The organism is Paenibacillus sp. CF095, from assembly GCF_900101225.1.
GTDB lineage: Bacteria > Bacillota > Bacilli > Paenibacillales > Paenibacillaceae > Paenibacillus.
In genome coordinates this window covers 324,366-341,392 of record NZ_FMZN01000002.1, presented here as the reverse complement: position 1 = coordinate 341,392, position 17,027 = coordinate 324,366, and the positions used below count along the sequence as shown (strand labels likewise).

At 47.6% G+C, this 17,027-nt stretch carries 13 protein-coding genes; 4 read left to right on the top strand and 9 right to left on the bottom strand.

Annotated elements, in window-relative coordinates; translation table 11 throughout:
- Positions 1 to 19 precede the first annotated feature (19 nt).
- From BLS69_RS20825 to BLS69_RS20815, 3 genes are all read right to left on the bottom strand, one after another.
- Entirely contained in the window at positions 20 to 853 is an 834-nt protein-coding gene (locus tag BLS69_RS20825) for a carbohydrate ABC transporter permease (protein WP_091035769.1), read from the bottom strand.
- A gap of 2 nt (positions 854 to 855) precedes the next feature.
- The gene (locus tag BLS69_RS20820; RefSeq protein ID WP_017691677.1) at positions 856 to 1,743 is read right to left on the bottom strand and encodes a carbohydrate ABC transporter permease; all 888 of its coding nucleotides are present in this window, start codon (positions 1,741 to 1,743) and stop codon (positions 856 to 858) included.
- A 195-nt stretch (positions 1,744 to 1,938) separates the two neighbouring features.
- Positions 1,939 to 3,252 carry an ABC transporter substrate-binding protein gene (locus tag BLS69_RS20815; protein WP_091035766.1) on the bottom strand — a complete coding sequence of 438 codons (1,314 nt, stop codon included), beginning with the start codon at positions 3,250 to 3,252 and terminating at the stop codon, positions 1,939 to 1,941.
- Between the two features lie 413 nt (positions 3,253 to 3,665).
- Between BLS69_RS20815 and BLS69_RS20810 the strand changes: the two genes are divergently transcribed.
- The 3 genes from BLS69_RS20810 (at position 3,666) to BLS69_RS20800 (ending at position 7,253) form a co-directional block, all read left to right on the top strand.
- Entirely contained in the window at positions 3,666 to 4,856 is a 1,191-nt protein-coding gene (locus BLS69_RS20810) for an AGE family epimerase/isomerase (protein WP_091035764.1), read from the top strand.
- Positions 4,853 to 6,037 carry a glycoside hydrolase family 130 protein gene (locus tag BLS69_RS20805; protein WP_091035761.1) on the top strand — a complete coding sequence of 395 codons (1,185 nt, stop codon included), beginning with the start codon at positions 4,853 to 4,855 and terminating at the stop codon, positions 6,035 to 6,037. Before BLS69_RS20810 ends, BLS69_RS20805 begins: the two co-directional genes overlap by 4 nt.
- Positions 6,038 to 6,176: 139 nt before the next feature.
- A complete protein-coding gene (locus BLS69_RS20800; protein WP_091035759.1) occupies positions 6,177 to 7,253 on the top strand; it encodes a substrate-binding domain-containing protein in 1,077 nt (358 codons plus the stop codon).
- 75 nt (positions 7,254 to 7,328) lie between these two features.
- Here BLS69_RS20800 and BLS69_RS20795 read toward each other — a convergent pair whose 3' ends face one another.
- The 3 genes from BLS69_RS20795 to BLS69_RS20780 form a co-directional block, all read right to left on the bottom strand.
- Positions 7,329 to 7,586: a hypothetical protein gene (locus tag BLS69_RS20795; RefSeq protein WP_091035755.1), complete on the bottom strand. Its 258-nt coding sequence runs from the start codon at positions 7,584 to 7,586 to the stop codon at positions 7,329 to 7,331.
- Between the two features lie 741 nt (positions 7,587 to 8,327).
- Positions 8,328 to 9,755, bottom strand: a complete 1,428-nt coding sequence (locus BLS69_RS20785; protein ID WP_091035750.1) for a pectate lyase family protein — start codon at positions 9,753 to 9,755, stop codon at positions 8,328 to 8,330.
- A 290-nt stretch (positions 9,756 to 10,045) separates the two neighbouring features.
- Positions 10,046 to 10,561: a DUF2179 domain-containing protein gene (locus BLS69_RS20780; RefSeq protein ID WP_036671622.1), complete on the bottom strand. Its 516-nt coding sequence runs from the start codon at positions 10,559 to 10,561 to the stop codon at positions 10,046 to 10,048.
- Between the two features lie 346 nt (positions 10,562 to 10,907).
- Here BLS69_RS20780 and BLS69_RS32860 point away from each other — a divergent pair, with 346 nt between their 5' ends.
- Positions 10,908 to 12,122, top strand: coding sequence for a Leu/Phe/Val dehydrogenase (locus tag BLS69_RS32860; protein ID WP_143023602.1), 1,215 nt, complete (start codon positions 10,908 to 10,910; stop codon positions 12,120 to 12,122).
- Positions 12,123 to 12,828: 706 nt separating this feature from the next.
- On the opposite strand, the gene BLS69_RS20770 is transcribed toward BLS69_RS32860, so the two are convergent.
- The 3 genes from BLS69_RS20770 to BLS69_RS20760 form a co-directional block, all read right to left on the bottom strand.
- On the bottom strand, positions 12,829 to 14,496 hold the full coding sequence (locus BLS69_RS20770) for a hypothetical protein (protein WP_091035745.1): 1,668 nt from the start codon (positions 14,494 to 14,496) through the stop codon (positions 12,829 to 12,831).
- Between the two features lies 1 nt (position 14,497).
- Entirely contained in the window at positions 14,498 to 15,283 is a 786-nt protein-coding gene (locus tag BLS69_RS20765) for an ABC transporter ATP-binding protein (RefSeq protein WP_047840868.1), read from the bottom strand.
- A 234-nt stretch (positions 15,284 to 15,517) separates the two neighbouring features.
- Positions 15,518 to 17,026, bottom strand: a complete 1,509-nt coding sequence (locus BLS69_RS20760; protein ID WP_256332371.1) for an RICIN domain-containing protein — start codon at positions 17,024 to 17,026, stop codon at positions 15,518 to 15,520.
- Between the last annotated feature and the right edge of the window lies 1 nt (position 17,027).

Genomic DNA, 17,027 nt, shown 5'->3' with positions numbered 1-17,027 from the left:
TCATTTCTCCCTTCGGATTTTATTTAACTGAGCCTTGCGCGAAGCCGTTGTAGATGTACTTCTGTAACAACAGGAAGATGATCATGGTTGGAATAATGGCGATCATGATGCCAGCGCTGATGACTTCCCACTGCGATCCAAACGGTCCCTTGAATTTGAACAAGGCGGTGGATATGACCTGTAGATCGGTCTTTGGCATGTACAAGAACGGTGTGTAGAAGTCGTTATAGATGTTCACACCCTTCACGATAATGACCGTTACAATGGCCGGTTTCAGCAATGGCAGAATGATTTTCCAGTAGATCGTGAAGTACGACGCGCCGTCCAGCATGGCGGATTCATCCAGTGCACTTGAGATGGAGCCAAGGAACTGCAGGAAAATATAAACCGCGATGATATCTGTACCCAGGTACATCACGATGGCCGCCCAGCGTGTGTTAAACAGGTCGAGCGCGTTGATGATCTGGAATGTGGCGACCTGTGTCGTAACACTTGGAATCAGGGTAGCGAGCAGGAATGCCGCGACCATGATTTTCTTGCCTTTGAATTTGAACCGATCCAGCACATACGCGATCATGGAACCCGTTAAGGTCGCCCCTATAATGGAGATGACCAAGATAATAATGGTATTTTTGAAACCAACCAGCATGTTGCCATCCACAAAAGCCTTCGCATAGTTCGCAAAGTTCAGCCAGTTGGCTGGCGGGGCAAGCGGGCTGCTGGAAGCGTATTCCGCATTCGTTTTGAGAGATGCAAACAGGATGACCACGATAGGTAACAGTGCGATAAACGCCGCAAGCACCAGGGAAGCATATTTAACCACGCTCGCAAGGGTGTATTTGAGTTGTGTCACGTTTATTCCTCCCCTTTCATGGTGACGCGCTGCACAAGCGTAACGAGAATAACGATCAAGAGCAGCACCACAGCCATGGCGGATGCCAGTCCCAGCTTGCCATATTTAAATGCCAAGTGAACCGTTTGGATTACAAATGTCATACTGCCGTTGGAACCATCGGTCATGATATATGGAATATCGAACGCACTAATTGCGCCGCTAATCGCCAAGATCAGGTTGAGCTGCAGGATGCGTGTAATGCTTGGCAGGATGATGTGGCGGAATTGCTGCCAGCGATTGGCACCATCAATATCGGATGCTTCATACACATCCTTCGGAATGGAGGAGATTGCACCCAGGAAAATGATAAAGTTGAAGCCCATGTATCTCCATACCGATGCACCTGCGAGTGACACGTTAATAATATTGGGATTACCGAGCCAGAGCTGCGTGTATTGTCCCAGCCCTACAGCATGCATGAGCATATCGAGTGTACCGTCTGGTTTGAAGAAAAAGAGGAAGATAAAACCGATGGCTACCCCATTCAGCAAATAAGGAAAAAACAGTATGCCTTTGAAGAAGTTTTTGCCTCGAACTTTGAAACTCAGAATGGTGGCAAAGTAAAGCGCCAAGCCCATCTGTAAGAACGTAGCCACGAAGTAATACAAGCTGACAATAAATACTTTGAAGTATTCGGGATCACTGAATATGCGAGTGTAGTTCTCAAAGCCAACATAATCGAACCTTTTACTATATCCGTTCCAATCGGTGAAACTGTATTTGAACATGTTGATGACTGGCAAGTATGCAAATGTAAACAGCAACGCCAGCGGAATAATTGAGAAGGCACAGATGATAAATATGCGTTGCGCTGAGTAGCCCCAATTCGAAAGTTTTAAGTACTTCATGCTCTCCACACCTCCAAGCGGTTCTCCCGCCTATATATCGAAAGACTCCGTCCAATGGAATTCCTGCGGAATAACTGCCGGGGGAAGAGCATGGGTATCATGCTTTCAAATACCACATACTCCATGCTCCATTCATAAATGGATTCCTTTATCCCCGCAGTCCATTCATCACCTGATCCACTTACGTTAATCCAATTATTTCGTGAGTTCTGCTCTTGCTTTGACCCACTTGTCGTTCAGATCTTTCATAATGTCGTCATACGATTCCTTGCGGTTCCCAATACCTGCTTCGATAATGCGTTTCTTGAAGTCAGGCTGCCAGAGACCGATTTCGCCTTCGTTATCAATCTTGTCGACCAGACCTTCCTGACCTTCTTTGGCAGGTGTAAGCGTGGAGAATTTCACATCTTTATATTGATCCAAAATGGGTGGTAATTCAGCATTCTTGTCTGCATCCATACCGCCACCCTGTTCAACCGCGTAGTTTGATTTCGCCAGGAACCAGTCAATCCAGGCTTTGGCAGCAGGTTTGTTCTCACTGTTCACGTTCATGCCGATGTTATAGTCTGCGGAGAGCGGAACCACAACCTCACTTGCATTGGTTGGGAAAGGTAAGAAACCAATGTCGTCCGGAGTATCCGTCATGCCTTGGATCTGTGTGATCGCCCAAGATCCAAGTGCCATCGTAGCAATTTTGCCTTTGGCGAGATCCGCTTTGGAGCTTTCCCAGTCGGTTGTTGTTGGATCTTTCTCGATTAGACCGTTCTTGGCTGCATCATAGAGCACTTTATATAGTTCATAGTGCGGCTGACCAGGCACAAAGTTCTCATCTGTATTCGGTTGGTCCACGTTAACGTAATCCACACTGCCTGCAACAGTTGGCAGGTCCGATTCCCATTGGGTGAGGGCCCAGCCGGATGCATAGTTGGTGTAGAGCGGAACCGCATCTGTATTGTCTTTGACCAGTTGAAGCGCAGCCTGGAATTGCTCCGGTGTTTTTGGAACTTCCATAATGCCTGCGTCTTTGAAGACCTGTTTGTTATAAATGATTCCGGAGAACGTGATCACGGTAGGGATACCGTAGACCTGACCATCCACCATGCGTTCTTCAATGGCGGTGTACTTGTCTTTCAATTCATCATACGTGCCGAGCGGCTCGAAAAAGTCCGGGATATCCGCGATCGGAACACTGGTCGGGATCATCAGTACATCACCATAATCCTTGGTGCTCATACGGATCTTCACTTGTCCTTCGTAGTCGGCTAGTGCCTGAAAGTTCACTTTGACATCCGGGTATTCCTTATTGAACTCAGCAGCGTAGTCTTTGAATACGGTATCAACAATATCTGTACGTTGTGTAAGGACAGTAATCTCACCCTTGATATCTGCCGGATCTGTACTGATCTCCTCCCCTGCCTGCGTAGATCCACCTCCGGATGAACATGCAGCAAGTAGTGAAGTGATGAGCAGCATCGTCAGCAACATCATCCAACCTTTGTTTTTTCTCAATTGTTTCGACCCCTCTCTTAAGTTAATTAAGTTATCGTTAAGGTTACAAAATGAATTCTATTATGGTAACGCTTACCTGTCAATTAAATTATTTATAACTTAACAAGAAAAATTGCGATGCATTTCGTTGACATCTGTTTTTCAGAGCACTAATATTATTTAATAAAGTTACCGTTAACTTAATTATATGAATTGATTAAACATTTACACGAAACGTAGAGGACAGAAAGAACCTGAAGAAGCGGAGCGTTCGCCTTTATCACCGGAATTTCACCTTTGAAAAAGGGAATCAAAAAAATCTGGGGATAACAGCGATCGGAAGGTTATTCTGTCATCGGAGTGGCCAGTGTAAATATTCTTTAATTCAATTTATATATTAAGATTTATGTAACACGTTGAAGGAGCGCTCACTTATGAATACAAAAACACCCCAACTCCAATCTGAGATTAAGGCCCATTGGGAGAAGCAGATTTTACCCTTCTGGTCCAACCTTAAAGATGCAACCCACGGTGGATTCTACGGCTGGGTTGGCAATGATCTTCAGGTGAATCCACAGGCACCCAAAGGCGGGATCGCCACGGCACGGCAACTCTGGTCTTTTGCAGCAGCCTATCGGATTACCGGAAACGAAAGATGGCGCGAGCATGCTGAACATGCATACCGTTTTCTCGCTGACCATGTGATGGATACCGAATATGGCGGTATGTACTGGATGGTAGATTACACAGGGGAAGCGCTGGACACGAGCAAACATGTGTATACGCAATCATTCGGTGTGTATTCACTCAGTGAGTACTATCGTGCAACCGGGGATGCTTCTGCATTGGAACTTGCGAAAACGCTTTTTGCTCTAATTGAGGACAAAGGTCTGGATGCCGAACTACCTGCGTATAAGGAACAATTTGATCGCACATGGAAAGAACAGCCCAATGAAATGCTGAGCGAAAATGGGGTTATTGCGGATTACACAATGAATACGCATATCCATGTGCTGGAGGCCTACACCACGCTCTATCGCGTGTGGCCGGATCAACAAGTGAAGGCGGCGCTGGAACGCCTGCTCGGAATTTTGTATGAACGCGTGTATGACCAAGACACCAAGTTTCTCGGGGTATTTTTCAACAAACAGTGGGAATCCATCATCGATCTGCGCTCGTTCGGACATGACATTGAAGCCAGCTGGCTGATTGACGAAGCACTGAAAGTTCTGGGGATGGAACAACATCCGGAGTATGCAGCGATGGTAACGGATATCGCCTATAACATCTCCAATGTAGCCGTGAATGCCGATGGTTCCCTGTTAAATGAACAAGAAGGTGAACATATCGATGAGAAGCGAATCTGGTGGGTTCAAGCTGAGGCGATGGTCGGTTTCTATAACGCGTATCAGCGTACAGGCGATCCCTTGTTTCTGGAGAGAGTGGAACGCTTGTGGACCTATACAAAAGAAAACATCATTGATCAGCGCGCTGGTGGGGAATGGTACTGGTCGGTTGATGGGAACGGTACACCGGATCAGAGCGAGATTGCTGGACCGTGGAAATGCCCGTATCACAATAGCAGATTCTGTATTGAACTAATCGAGAGGATGGGATCAGAATGATACACCCGAAATACAAGGAGTTACTGGAGAAACAGGAGCAGCTACTTAGTCGCCCCAATGAGATCAATTCTTCCTTCTACAATGGCGTATATGATCGGTATCAATATCCGGTAATCACTCGCCATCATGTACCGCTGCATTGGAGATTCGATCTGGATGAGACGACGAACCCGCATTTTATGGAGCGTCTGGGCATTAATGCGACGTTGAATCCGGGAGCCATCTATTTCAATGGCAAATACGTCATGGTTATTCGTATGGAAGGATTAGATCGCAAATCAATCTTTGCGCTCGCCGAGAGTGACAATGGCATCGATGGATTCCGTTTCACGGGTAAACCATTGGTCTGGGATGATATCGATGCGGATGAAACCAATCAGTATGATATGCGCCTTGTTCAACATGAAGATGGCTGGATCTATGGCATCTATTGCTCGGAACGCAAAGACCCGGAGGCTCCTGCATTTGATACGTCCAGCGCAGTTGCACAGGCAGGACTGGTTCGGACACGGGATCTTACAAGCTGGGAACGGTTGCCCAACATCACGACCAATTCCCCTCAACAGCGCAATGTCGTATTGCACCCGGAATTCGTGGATGGAAAGTATGCCTTCTACACCCGTCCACAGGACGGATTCATCTCGACAGGCAGCGGCGGCGGAATCGCCTTTGGTCTGTGTGAGGATATCTTGAACCCTGTCATTCATGAAGAGACCATTATCGACGAACGGCAATATCATACGGTATATGAGGTCAAAAACGGTCAAGGCCCTGCTCCACTCAAGACGGATCGTGGCTGGATTCACATTGCTCACGGAGTTCGGAACACCGCAGCAGGCCTGCGTTATGTGTTATACACCTTCGCTACGGATCTGAATGATCCGGCGCGTATTATTGCCAAGCCGGGCGGCCACTTCATTGCCCCTTATGACGACGAGCGTGTAGGCGATGTATCCAATGTTATTTTCTGCAATGGTGCTGTGGTCAATGAGAAGGAAGAAGTCTTTATCTATTACGCTTCCAGTGATACCCGCTGTCATGTGGCAACAACGACTCTGGAGAAACTCGTCGATTATACGTTCAATACACCGGCTGATCCGTATCGTTCCCTGGACTGTGCCAGCCAGCGGGGTCAGCTGATAGAACAGAATGAGAAGCTTTTACAGAAACAATTGACATAACATCGCTATAGCAACCTTTCAAGCAAGCCTAAAATATGCTGAAAATAGCGAAACAACAGTCAGAATGGCTTTATTCCAAGTTGGTAACGATGTATACTGATATGGATTGTTATTATGTGCGGAGAAAGCACTCATCATAATGACAGCACATTGTGCCTATACCGGCTTGAAGGAGGCGACCATACTGAAGAACAATATCACCATGCGGGATATCGCCGACAGGCTCGGGGTCAGCAGTGTGACCGTCTCGAAAGCATTGAATGATAAAGATGGCGTGAGTGGCGAATTAAAGGAAAAAATTAAAGTGCTTGCTGTTGAAATGGGCTATCGGTATAATGCTGCTGCCCGTTCCATGAAGGAAGGCTTAACCCATAATATTGGCGTAATTATCCCGGAGCGTTTTACCGGGCCTACGCAGTCGTTCTATGTACGCGTGTTCCAACGCATCACCAAACATCTGGAGGAACAGGGCTACTACGGCATTCTACACATTCTGAATGTGGAGGATGAGGAGGAATTAACACTGCCCAAGCTGTACAGCGACAACAAGGTCGATGGTTTCATCGTGCTCGGACAGATCAGCAAAGAGTATATTGAACTGGTGCGATCGATGGAGGTTCCCAAAATGTTTCTCGACTTCTACGATGAACATTCGGACATCGATTCCGTCGTTACCGATAACTTCTACGCTGCCTATGAGCTGACGAACTATCTGGTTCAGCAGGGCCACCGTAACATTGCTTATGTGGGGAACCTGTATTCCACGAGCAGCATCCAGGACCGATTCCTCGGGTATTACAAATCCTTGCTGGAACATCGGTTGCCGATGAATCCAGAGCTGGTTCTGAATGATCGGGATGAACGAGGTACGTTTATTGAGATTGATCTGCCGGAACAGCTGCCAACCGCCTTTGTATGCAACTGTGATCAGGTCGCTCATCTGCTCGTCCAAAAACTGACTTCCATGGATATTCAGGTGCCTGGCCAATGCTCTGTTGTTGGTTTTGACAATGATATCTATGCGATGCTCTCCGATCCCAAGCTGACAACTGTTGAAGTGGATGTGGAACAGATGGCGCGCACGGCAGTTCAGTCCATGCTCAAAAAGGTCGACAACCCAAACCGCAGTTTCGGCCGTGTACACGTGAAAGGCAACATCATCTATCGTGACTCGGTGAGTGCTGTGTCTGCCTCATCAGATACAATGGATATTTGAATTAAAAAATGAAATAAACGAACACAGATGACTGGCCTTTATCTTACTGGCCAGTCTTTTTTGATGCATCGGAGCTTAACGACGGCGATGATCTGTTGAATTCTTCAGAAATGTAGTCGTTCTCCAAATCGAGAGGATGAGGATTAACTCATACACATTGGTTAAAGTTCCGGTTTCCACTGGCAGGGAGATTAACTGTCCTACAAACAATAATGCAGTCCCAACAAACAGCCATACCCATTTATGTTTGAAAAGAACGATCAGGCTAACAAACAAGAGTACAATCCCCACGATGATCACCATCATCGGCGGACCTCCATGACCTTCTGCCATATATCTCAGTACTCCATACTCTTCTATAACCTTGAGATTTTTAACCTCGGATAAAGTAAAACCTACAATCTGGTAGATAACCAAACCTAAAGTTATCAGCCATGCTACCACACTCGATTATACTTCTATTTGCAAACTTGGCGCCTGAGCTGCGCAAGATATGGTATCCAACAAGAATAAGGGTAGGGGTAGCAAAGGCATGCAGCCAAAATCGAAGGCTACTGAGAAACATTAACACTTCCCCCTCCCCTATCAAATTACCTACAGCAATAATTCCATTATCATATGCCAAGCTGAACGCTACAAATAGCTGAAAACTGGAATACGCGAGCCATTGCTTCCTCTGGGTTAAATCGACGGCCATCCAAACAACAAGTATCAAATAAACAAGAGTAAGTGCGGAGTATATCCATACATCCAAGCTGCTTCACCATCCTTATTGGTCAATTCTAATAAATTATATTTACCGGTAAGTAAAATTACAAGGCGTACTTGTATAAATGGTTAATTTGTCATAAATTACTCACAAAGGTAATGAAGATAAATAAAGATTTACAACGATCACCGGGGAGACCAAAACATGCTGTAGATGATCCACCCTTACAAGGAGTCACTTTTCAAGCGGCCCGCCAAACTGTATATGGAGCTAAATTATATAAAAAGAGCACCCCCGGCTATCGTAGCTGCAGGAGCACTCTTTTCCTTATTTGAAGAACGTAAAAGCAACAGGTTACTCTGATATCAATAACTTGTCTTCAACCAATTATCCTTGGACCAGGTCAGTTTACCCGAACCCGCGCCATTGGAAGCCGTGAGACGTGCATTCAACGTAGATGGATCATCCGTGGTATAGCTGTAAGGAAGTGTCGAGAAACCGTTCCAGGAGAACGATTTTACCACTGCCGGGATCGGAGCCAGCGGACTGCCGGACGTATCACTGCTGCCCCGGAATAAGCTTCCATCCAAAGAATACATGGTATCGGTCACTCTGATTTTGCCGGTATAGGTTGGATCTGCCGGGTCGGTCTGATTGTTACGAACAGGATACAGCACGTCCTTAATGACTGATTTCTCAACCAATACGGCCCCGCTCTCCGTAGAGATTGCCCCATTGCCAATGATATCGAACTTATAACCTTTGGACGCAATCGCTGTTGCCATCGCCGTTGTAATTTTGGCTTTAGCGGCACGTGCCCCAGTCGAATCCATCACGATGTTGTATGCATGTGCATTGCCTCCACGCAGGCGTGGCATCCGATCCTGAATATCTTTGTACAGATTATGGTGCAGGGTCATGGACAGGTTGGCGTTAGCTGATTCCAGGCTGGTCGAACCGACCAGATGTCCTTTCTTTTGGGGTCCCGAGATGGCGATAATATCGGCTTTGCTGAGACCTACAGCACTGCTGCGCAGGTAGTTGTACATGGGATAGGAAGCCTTATTTGCTTCCAATTCGTTAATCTGCTGGGTAACCCAGCTGTTCGAGCTGCCGTCATCCCCTTTGAAGAGGGACCAGGAGATGGTCACGCCACTGGTTCCTTTTTTCGAATCGACGAGTCCGTCATAGGCTTTATTAAATGTGCAGTGATCAATCCATACGTTGCTGTTCTCCTCCAGGGTGATGTAATCCCAATCGTTCTTGTCGTAATCACCTTTGGTGGATTCATCCCATTCCCATAACTCATCAAATTCCAGGTTGCGGATGATGACATTTGAGCTTCGTTTCACGCTGATCGCAGCGTGTTTGATCTTGGAACCATTGGCGGAGAAAATCGTGAGTCCATTGAAACCGTCAATCGTGAGTTTGCTGACACCGGTCTGTTTCAATACGGGATGTGTCAGCGCATCATTATGCTTGGCAAAAGGAGAAGTCTGCGCTGCGCTCGGAATTTCATTCCATCCCAGATTCAGATCGTTCATGATCTCAACAACTTTGACACCGGAGTTCTTTTTCAGCGCCAGTGCCAGATCGTTCGCATTATACACTTTCTTATACGTGGCTGTGTTTGATTCGCTAATGATGCCGCCGCCCGCGTTCCCTTGAGAGAAGCCTGTGAGATTGTAGTCTGCGTTACCCGCTGCCTGCACACTTGCCGGGCCGGACAATAAAGTTAACCCCAACGTTAGAGCCAGGGCTGTGCTGCATAAACTTCGAAATTTCGTTTTCATCGATTCCATTCCTCCCAATATATGATGATAACATTCGTCCATCGCTGCCATGCCAAGTTACGAAGGACATGTTCTCAATGTAAATTTTGAAAGCGATTACAACAATAATCCCTATCTCACATGTGCTTAGGAAAGGCTGGTATGGTAAGGGTTTGTACTGTAAACAACCTTGAATCGTACGAAGTTAACTTTGGGGGTAAGGTTTCAGGGATATATCGTGGCAACAAGAAGATCTCGGGTAAAATGAAACCAAAAAAGCAGGACTGCATCTGCTGCAGACCTGCTCGATTTTACTTTTTGATGGAACGTGTCCAGAAGCCGCCATGGAACTGTTTGGGCTCCACGGTAATGACAAATGCTTTCGGGTCCAGGCTGAGAATCGTCTGATAGAGCAGTTTCTGGTTTTTTCGTTTCGCCAGAATCTCCATCACGAGCCGATCTCCATCACGTCCACTACCCACCCAGGCAGTAACGCCATATCCTTTATCTCGCAGGGCATTCGCGACGCTTCCATCCAGCTGATTACAGATTACTTTAACGGTGATATAACCGAGCGCAATCTTTTCTTCAATCCACGCTCCGAGCAGCACACCCAATCCGTAACCTACCGCATATACAATCAGGGCCTCCGGTTGTTTCAGATAGTTTAACACCAGATTCAGACCGAGCACATAGATCACAATCTCACCCATGCTGATCAGTGCGGCGATATATTTCTGTCCTTTGAGTGTCAGAATCATCCGGAGTGTATAAGCCGATACGTACACAATCTGGATCAAAAAGATAAATACCAATATTTTAAACAATCGTAACCCCTCTTTCCTGGCCTTCACAACGAAATTGGCCCTTTGCTGCATATCCTCGACGATTTCGTTTCATCTATGCTTCCTGTATGTTCGCTCTATCTCCATCATTGGACGTTATGCCCTCATTCTAAACGGTTGAATGTAAATCCGTAGGCATTTTCTGCTCTCTGGCATGCCGGAACTGCAATTATAGAACCGTTTGTACCGATTATCAACCCAGCGGAGGTCCCAGGGTCGAAAACGAGGGTCTTTGAATATGCTGTATCATCATAAAGCCAAGCACGCTGGCACAGGATATCAGGTCAGAACCAGGATGGATGGGTCAAAAAAAAAAGGGGGTACCGTCATGCAGCTATGGCAGGAGATGGAGCGGGAAGGCATGGAGGAACTCATTTTTTGCCATGATGCAGATAGTGGATTGAGGGCGGTCATTGCCATTCATAACACGGTCCTTGGACCTGCGCTCGGCGGATGCCGCTACTGGACGTACGCGTCCGAGGAAGAAGCTGTTCGGGATGCTGTGAAGCTTGCCAAAGGCATGACGTACAAAAATGCAATCTCAGGACTGCCGTATGGTGGCGGGAAAGTGGTCATATGGGATTCACCCTTTGCGAAGAGTGCAAAACCGGATGTGGATGGTTGCGGGTCTGTTAGTGGTGAGCAAGTCGCTGGAGATCTAGGGGTAGAGCAGCAAAAGAGCGCTGCCACGGAACGAGAAGTCGCCGCCGATCAGGTTGCTGATCGTATAGATAAGAGCCTGGATACGGACGTATCCAGGCGGGCGCAGCGCTTTCGCGCATTGGGTCGTTGTCTGGAGCGGCTGAACGGACGGTACGTGACAGGTCTTGATCTGGGTACCACGGCGACAGACATGGACCAGATCCGACTGGAGACCGCACATGTGACGGACACCACGGGTTCACTTGGGGCGCAGGATGACTTCACTGCCGAGATGACCGCCTACGGTGTACACATCGGCATTGTGACCTCGCTGCGCCAGCAAGGCATTGCATCTTTGCAGGGCATTCCCGTTGCTGTCCAGGGACTGGGCAAGGTCGGGTATGCCCTGTGCCGTTACCTGCATGTAGCCGGGGCACGGCTCATTGTGGCAGACGTTGTACCGGAGCGTGTACAACGTGCCCTTGTGCAGTTCAGCGGCGCCATCCCGGCCGATCCGGCCCATATCCACGCCGCTGACTGCAAGGTCTTCGCCCCCTGTGCCTTAGGGGGCGTACTGACCCCGGCAACGGTGGAGGAGCTGCGCTGCTCCATCGTTGCCGGGGCGGCCAACAACCAGCTGAGTGAACGACAGCTGGTTGCAGGCCGCATGCAGGCGCGCAGTATCCTGTACGCGCCTGATTATGTGCTCAACGCAGGCGGGATCATCTCCACCGCCTACGAGCTGGAAGGCGCGGGGCCTGACCTGATCCGCCAAAAGGTGGCGGGGATTGCAGGCACGCTGAGCAAGGTATACGCAGAAGCTACGCAATCTGCGATCTCCACAGCGGATGCAGCCGATCGGCTGGCGGAATCCATCCTTCGATCAGGCTATAAGAAATAGGGCACCCCACTCTGCCCAAAGATACAGATCAAGAACCGTTCCAATAGCAGACCCCTAGCCGTAAACAAGTCCAGAACCATCCGTTAGATTACTCACTTCTACCACAATTCACGCGGGTGATTGCGTACTCATGTGTCCCCACATACCTGAACCTAATATTTGCTTGCTGGGCGCGACGTTACTGCTAGTCCTTATTACTAAATTGGATACAGCTTCTATATACAAACACCCTGCCACCTAAGTATATTCACACCGCCAACACATCGGCCGTCTCCCTATTGATTCAAAGTTATAGTATTACCTGGAACTCATTATGGGCTTCACTCGATTTAGATATTTCGACGTACCGAAAGAGAGCCTCCACTGCTTCACTCCATTTTAACGAACCTGATACACGTTATAAGCCCCTTTTAGCATGGATCTAATATCTAACGAATCTCAGACACGTTATTGTGCCTAGTTTGGTCCTTTTTCAAGCTAAATAACTACTTTTCCGAAGAATAGCGTTCCTGAGGTTCGTTAGAATTTATATTTCAGAATTTTACCCTGAATAGGTTGTCTCAGGTTCGTTAGCGCTGCGGACGAGGGTTCTATGGGGTAGTATCACCTATCAAAAAGAGCTAACCCCGACATCCGTGTCCAGGTTAGCTCTTTTACCCTCTCTTATTGTTTAGTCCTCTTACTCTCTTTCTCTACTACTCTATTCTCAAACTGCAACCGGCATCTTCTTCGCTGTCTTCTTCTCTCGATACAGCAGCGTCCATAGTAACACATTCGCTACGATCAGTAGCGCACCGTAGATCCAGATGCCCCCCGATACCGAACGGAAAAAGACATGGACTCCCCATAACATGGCAAGCACAGGAAGGGCGGCAAATACATACCAACCATCACTTTGCTGCGCCATACTGAAGGATTGGGAGAACGGTGGCTTACGCAGCAACAACTTGCCTGCCAGTGGGACAAGGGCGGTCGCCGTCAACAAAATTATCGCAATATCCGGCAGTATCCGTGATCCAAATGCCCAGGTGAACAGAATGGCATTTGCCAGAAATATAGGCAGGAACATGTTGCACAAGAACGCCTTCAGAGCGCCTTTGTATAACGCGCTATCGTTCGCCATCGGTGCAGCGCGAAAGGTCCAGAACGCCTTATATTGTCCCGAAAATTTCAACATGACCACAACCGTTACAACCAGCATCAGCACAATGTAAAAGGTGTATACAAACGAACTTTGCCTAAACTCCGCCCAGGTAGAAGATTGTAATTCGGTAAACCAAAATACATAAGGTAAAACAAATGATAAACCAAGCGATGGATACACCTTCAGCTTGAATTCCCGTTCGTTGCGCATCATGCTGGCTGACAGACGGAAGCAAGCTTGCTCCTCTCTGGAACGACTGACCACCTTGGAGATCAAACGATCCCATCTTCCGCGTCTGCGTCCGGAGGACTGACCCGAATGTGCCATTTTTTCCAAATACAACTCAAAGGAAGGCATAAGCTTCACATATATGATCAGACTTACCACCGGAACCAAGACTGCCAATGCTGTGAAGGTATATATCCACACATTCCCGCCCCCTGCGAATAACCATTCATAGGCAGCCGCATACCATAACGGAGGCAGCAGCAACTGCCACCAAGCCGGGGTAAATACCATACCAAAGTCAATAATACTGAACGAACGAATCACCAGCTGATAACCAATCGCAATCCCCACGGAAAGCAAAATCTGTACCATATTGATCATATCCTTCAGCTTCTCGCCATCCAGAAACTTCATCATGAACAGATAGATCAGAGACGTTGTCACCAGAATCAGCATATTGATCAGAATCAGTTCTACAAGGAAAATCAGAAAGAATCCGATCCCATGCGTCACTAACGCGGCAATTAGCGGTATACCGGTTAATGAACCCGTCAGCAGTAGCAGATATACGCCCGCATGGATGGCTCGGGCCATACCTACCGTTCGCCCATTAACAGGCTTAGTCATAATAATATTACGATCCCGAATGTCCAGCAGTACGGAGGAAAAATCCGAGATCATGGACGTCATGATCATAAACATTAAGATACCAAACACAAGACCCATCTGAAGCATGAAATGCCCCGTATCCCAGACGATGAAGGGGAGCATCATCAGTCCCATTAATCCATACAACCACAGGGAACGAAGAAACTGATTCCCTTCCTTGCGCTCTTTTTTCCCTGAATTGTTGGACAAAATGGTAGGTACTCTGCGTTGATCCATCTGGAATTTCACCCGCAAAATCAGGCGCAGCACATCATAATCCGCCCCTGTTCTGGCGATGATCGGACGAAAGCGATCCAGAATCTTGAGTGTGCGGAAGTCGGAGGATTCCTCCATATCAGTACACCTCCTGCACAATCGATACAAAACGCTCCGCAATGGCTTTATGCTCATTGAAGCCCGTCAATTGATTGAATACTTCCTCCAACGTCCCTTCCATGGACTGCTGTTGGAGCTGCTTGAACGTACCGTCTGCCACCACGCGTCCTTCAGCGATCAGTACAATTCGACTGCTGATCTTCTCCACCACATCCATGATGTGTGAAGAATAGAAGATCGTTGTGCCTTTGGCTGACAATTGTGACAAAATCTCTTTGACCACCATCACACTATTGGCATCCAATCCGCTGAGTGGTTCATCCAGAAATAGCAGATCCGGGTCATGCAGCAGCGCAGAGATTAACAGCACTTTCTGACGCATACCTTTAGAAAAGGATGCAATGCGGGAATGATATGATTTTTCCAGTCCAAAACAATCCATCAATAGCTTGGCTTTGTAATCTGCATCTTCATAGGACATGCCGTATAACTCCCCCGTAAAAGTCAGATACTCCGCAGGCGTTAATTGTTCGTACAATTCCGCGACCTCCGGAACATAACCGATTCTGCGTTTGTACTCTACATCCCCATCCGCAATATCTTTACCAAAGATTCGTACCGTGCCTACATATCCTTCAACCAGCCCGAGTAAAATCTTAACCGTCGTACTTTTGCCAGCCCCATTCGGACCAATATATCCAATCATCTCACCGCGATTCACTTCCAGATCGATGCCGTTCAGCACATAACGTCCGTTGTATCTCATACGTAAGCTTTCAATGGATAGCACTTGTTGTTCACTCACTTCGTTATCCAGCTCCTGTCTCTATCTTTTTCTACAATTCTACTAGTTTACCACAGATTGGGATGGTAATGATCGGAAATAGGTCACGATATGAGCCATCAACTGGATATCCCTTTCGAGTAAGAGCATCACGTAACAAGCTCTAATACATCACAAAGCCCCTGTCCCACCTTATGGTAAGAGACAGGGGCTTCCACTTTATGTTGAACCTTATTTTATAATATTTAAAACGTCTTACTGCACCTTAACAATCTGAAAATGCTGATTCGTACCCCCATTATCCGTCCACTGGATGGCCGCAGCACCATCTGCCAAAGATTGACCGGAGATGTCCAAGACCTTGCCTGTACTGCGGTTTTTCAGTTTATAATAACCACCACCTACATGGACGAGCTGCCATTGCTGGCTGGCCCACCCTCCATCATTCCACTGTTCAATGACAGCCCCATCAGTGGTGGCACCATTCTCCACACCGATTAGCTTACCGCTGGAACGGTTGATGATTTTGACATAACCGCCACCCGCATCGGTAATCTGCCACTGTTGACTTGTTGTTCCCCCATCTGCTCGCTGCTCCAAATCCGCACCGTTGGCGGAAGAACCCCCGATGACATTTAGCAACTTGTTGCTTTTACGGCTAATCAGCTGATATGAAGCATTTGGGTCCCAGACATCCGGGGTATTCACTCCAGTTACGGTACCTGTTGCTGTATCAATCGTAATACTACTGGCCCAATTCATCGCCAGACTGGTTGCGCTTGGGAATGAAAGTGGCAGCCAGACATACTTGGAATCTTGCACAGGCCCACTCCACGCTCCAGCCCAGCGATCACCCATGTAGAGATAGGAGGTTGTCTGTGAACCTTCTACCGGAACGACATATGTCGATTGAGAACCATACGTTGTACTGTCTCCAAAGTTGCTGAGACCGCTCCATGTGCCTGTAATGCTGGAGGCTGTCGCATATTTCGCCTGATTTGGATTCCAGCCGGTCGCACCCGAGGTGATCAGGAAGTAGACGCCGTCTTTTTTGAATAGGGCAGGTGCTTCTCGATATTGTCCGGGCCACAGTGTTGTGACAAGGGATTCCACACCGAGGAAATCCGGGGTCAGCTTATATATATTCAGATCTGCATTCACTCGGGTCGCGGAGATCAGATAAGCGGTTCCGTTATCGTTGTATACCGTCATGTCTCTGGAATCATACCCAAGTGGACGATAGCTGCCCACATACGTGTAATTGCCATCAACCGTATTAGAAGTAGCTACGGCCACTCGGGCCTCGCCATAATCCAGACCATTCTCCTTGTGCATCCACAGCACATATTTGCCGGTAGCACTGTTGTAGATAACCTTCGGGCGTTCAATGTTGGAGATATTTAGCTCCGTTGCCGAGCTACTGGTGAGCACATCATTGCGATACTCCCAGTTCTTGAGGTCCGATGAACGATACACCGATACTGCCTTGAACGTTCCATTCGTATTACGATTCTCCCCAAACCAATAATAATACCCATTTGCCTTGATCATCCCGCCCCCATGAGCATGAACGACATTGCCATTGGTATCCTTGAACTGTATCCCGTTCGTTACACTGAGCGGAGCAGCTGAAGCATTCGGTCCGGGTGCAAGCAGCATACCTATTGATTGCAGCGCCAAAACCAAAGCAAGCAGATAACTTAAGCGGCGGGTAAAGCGACGTGAATGTGTATTCTTTTTCAACCATCCATCGTTCATAGCCATA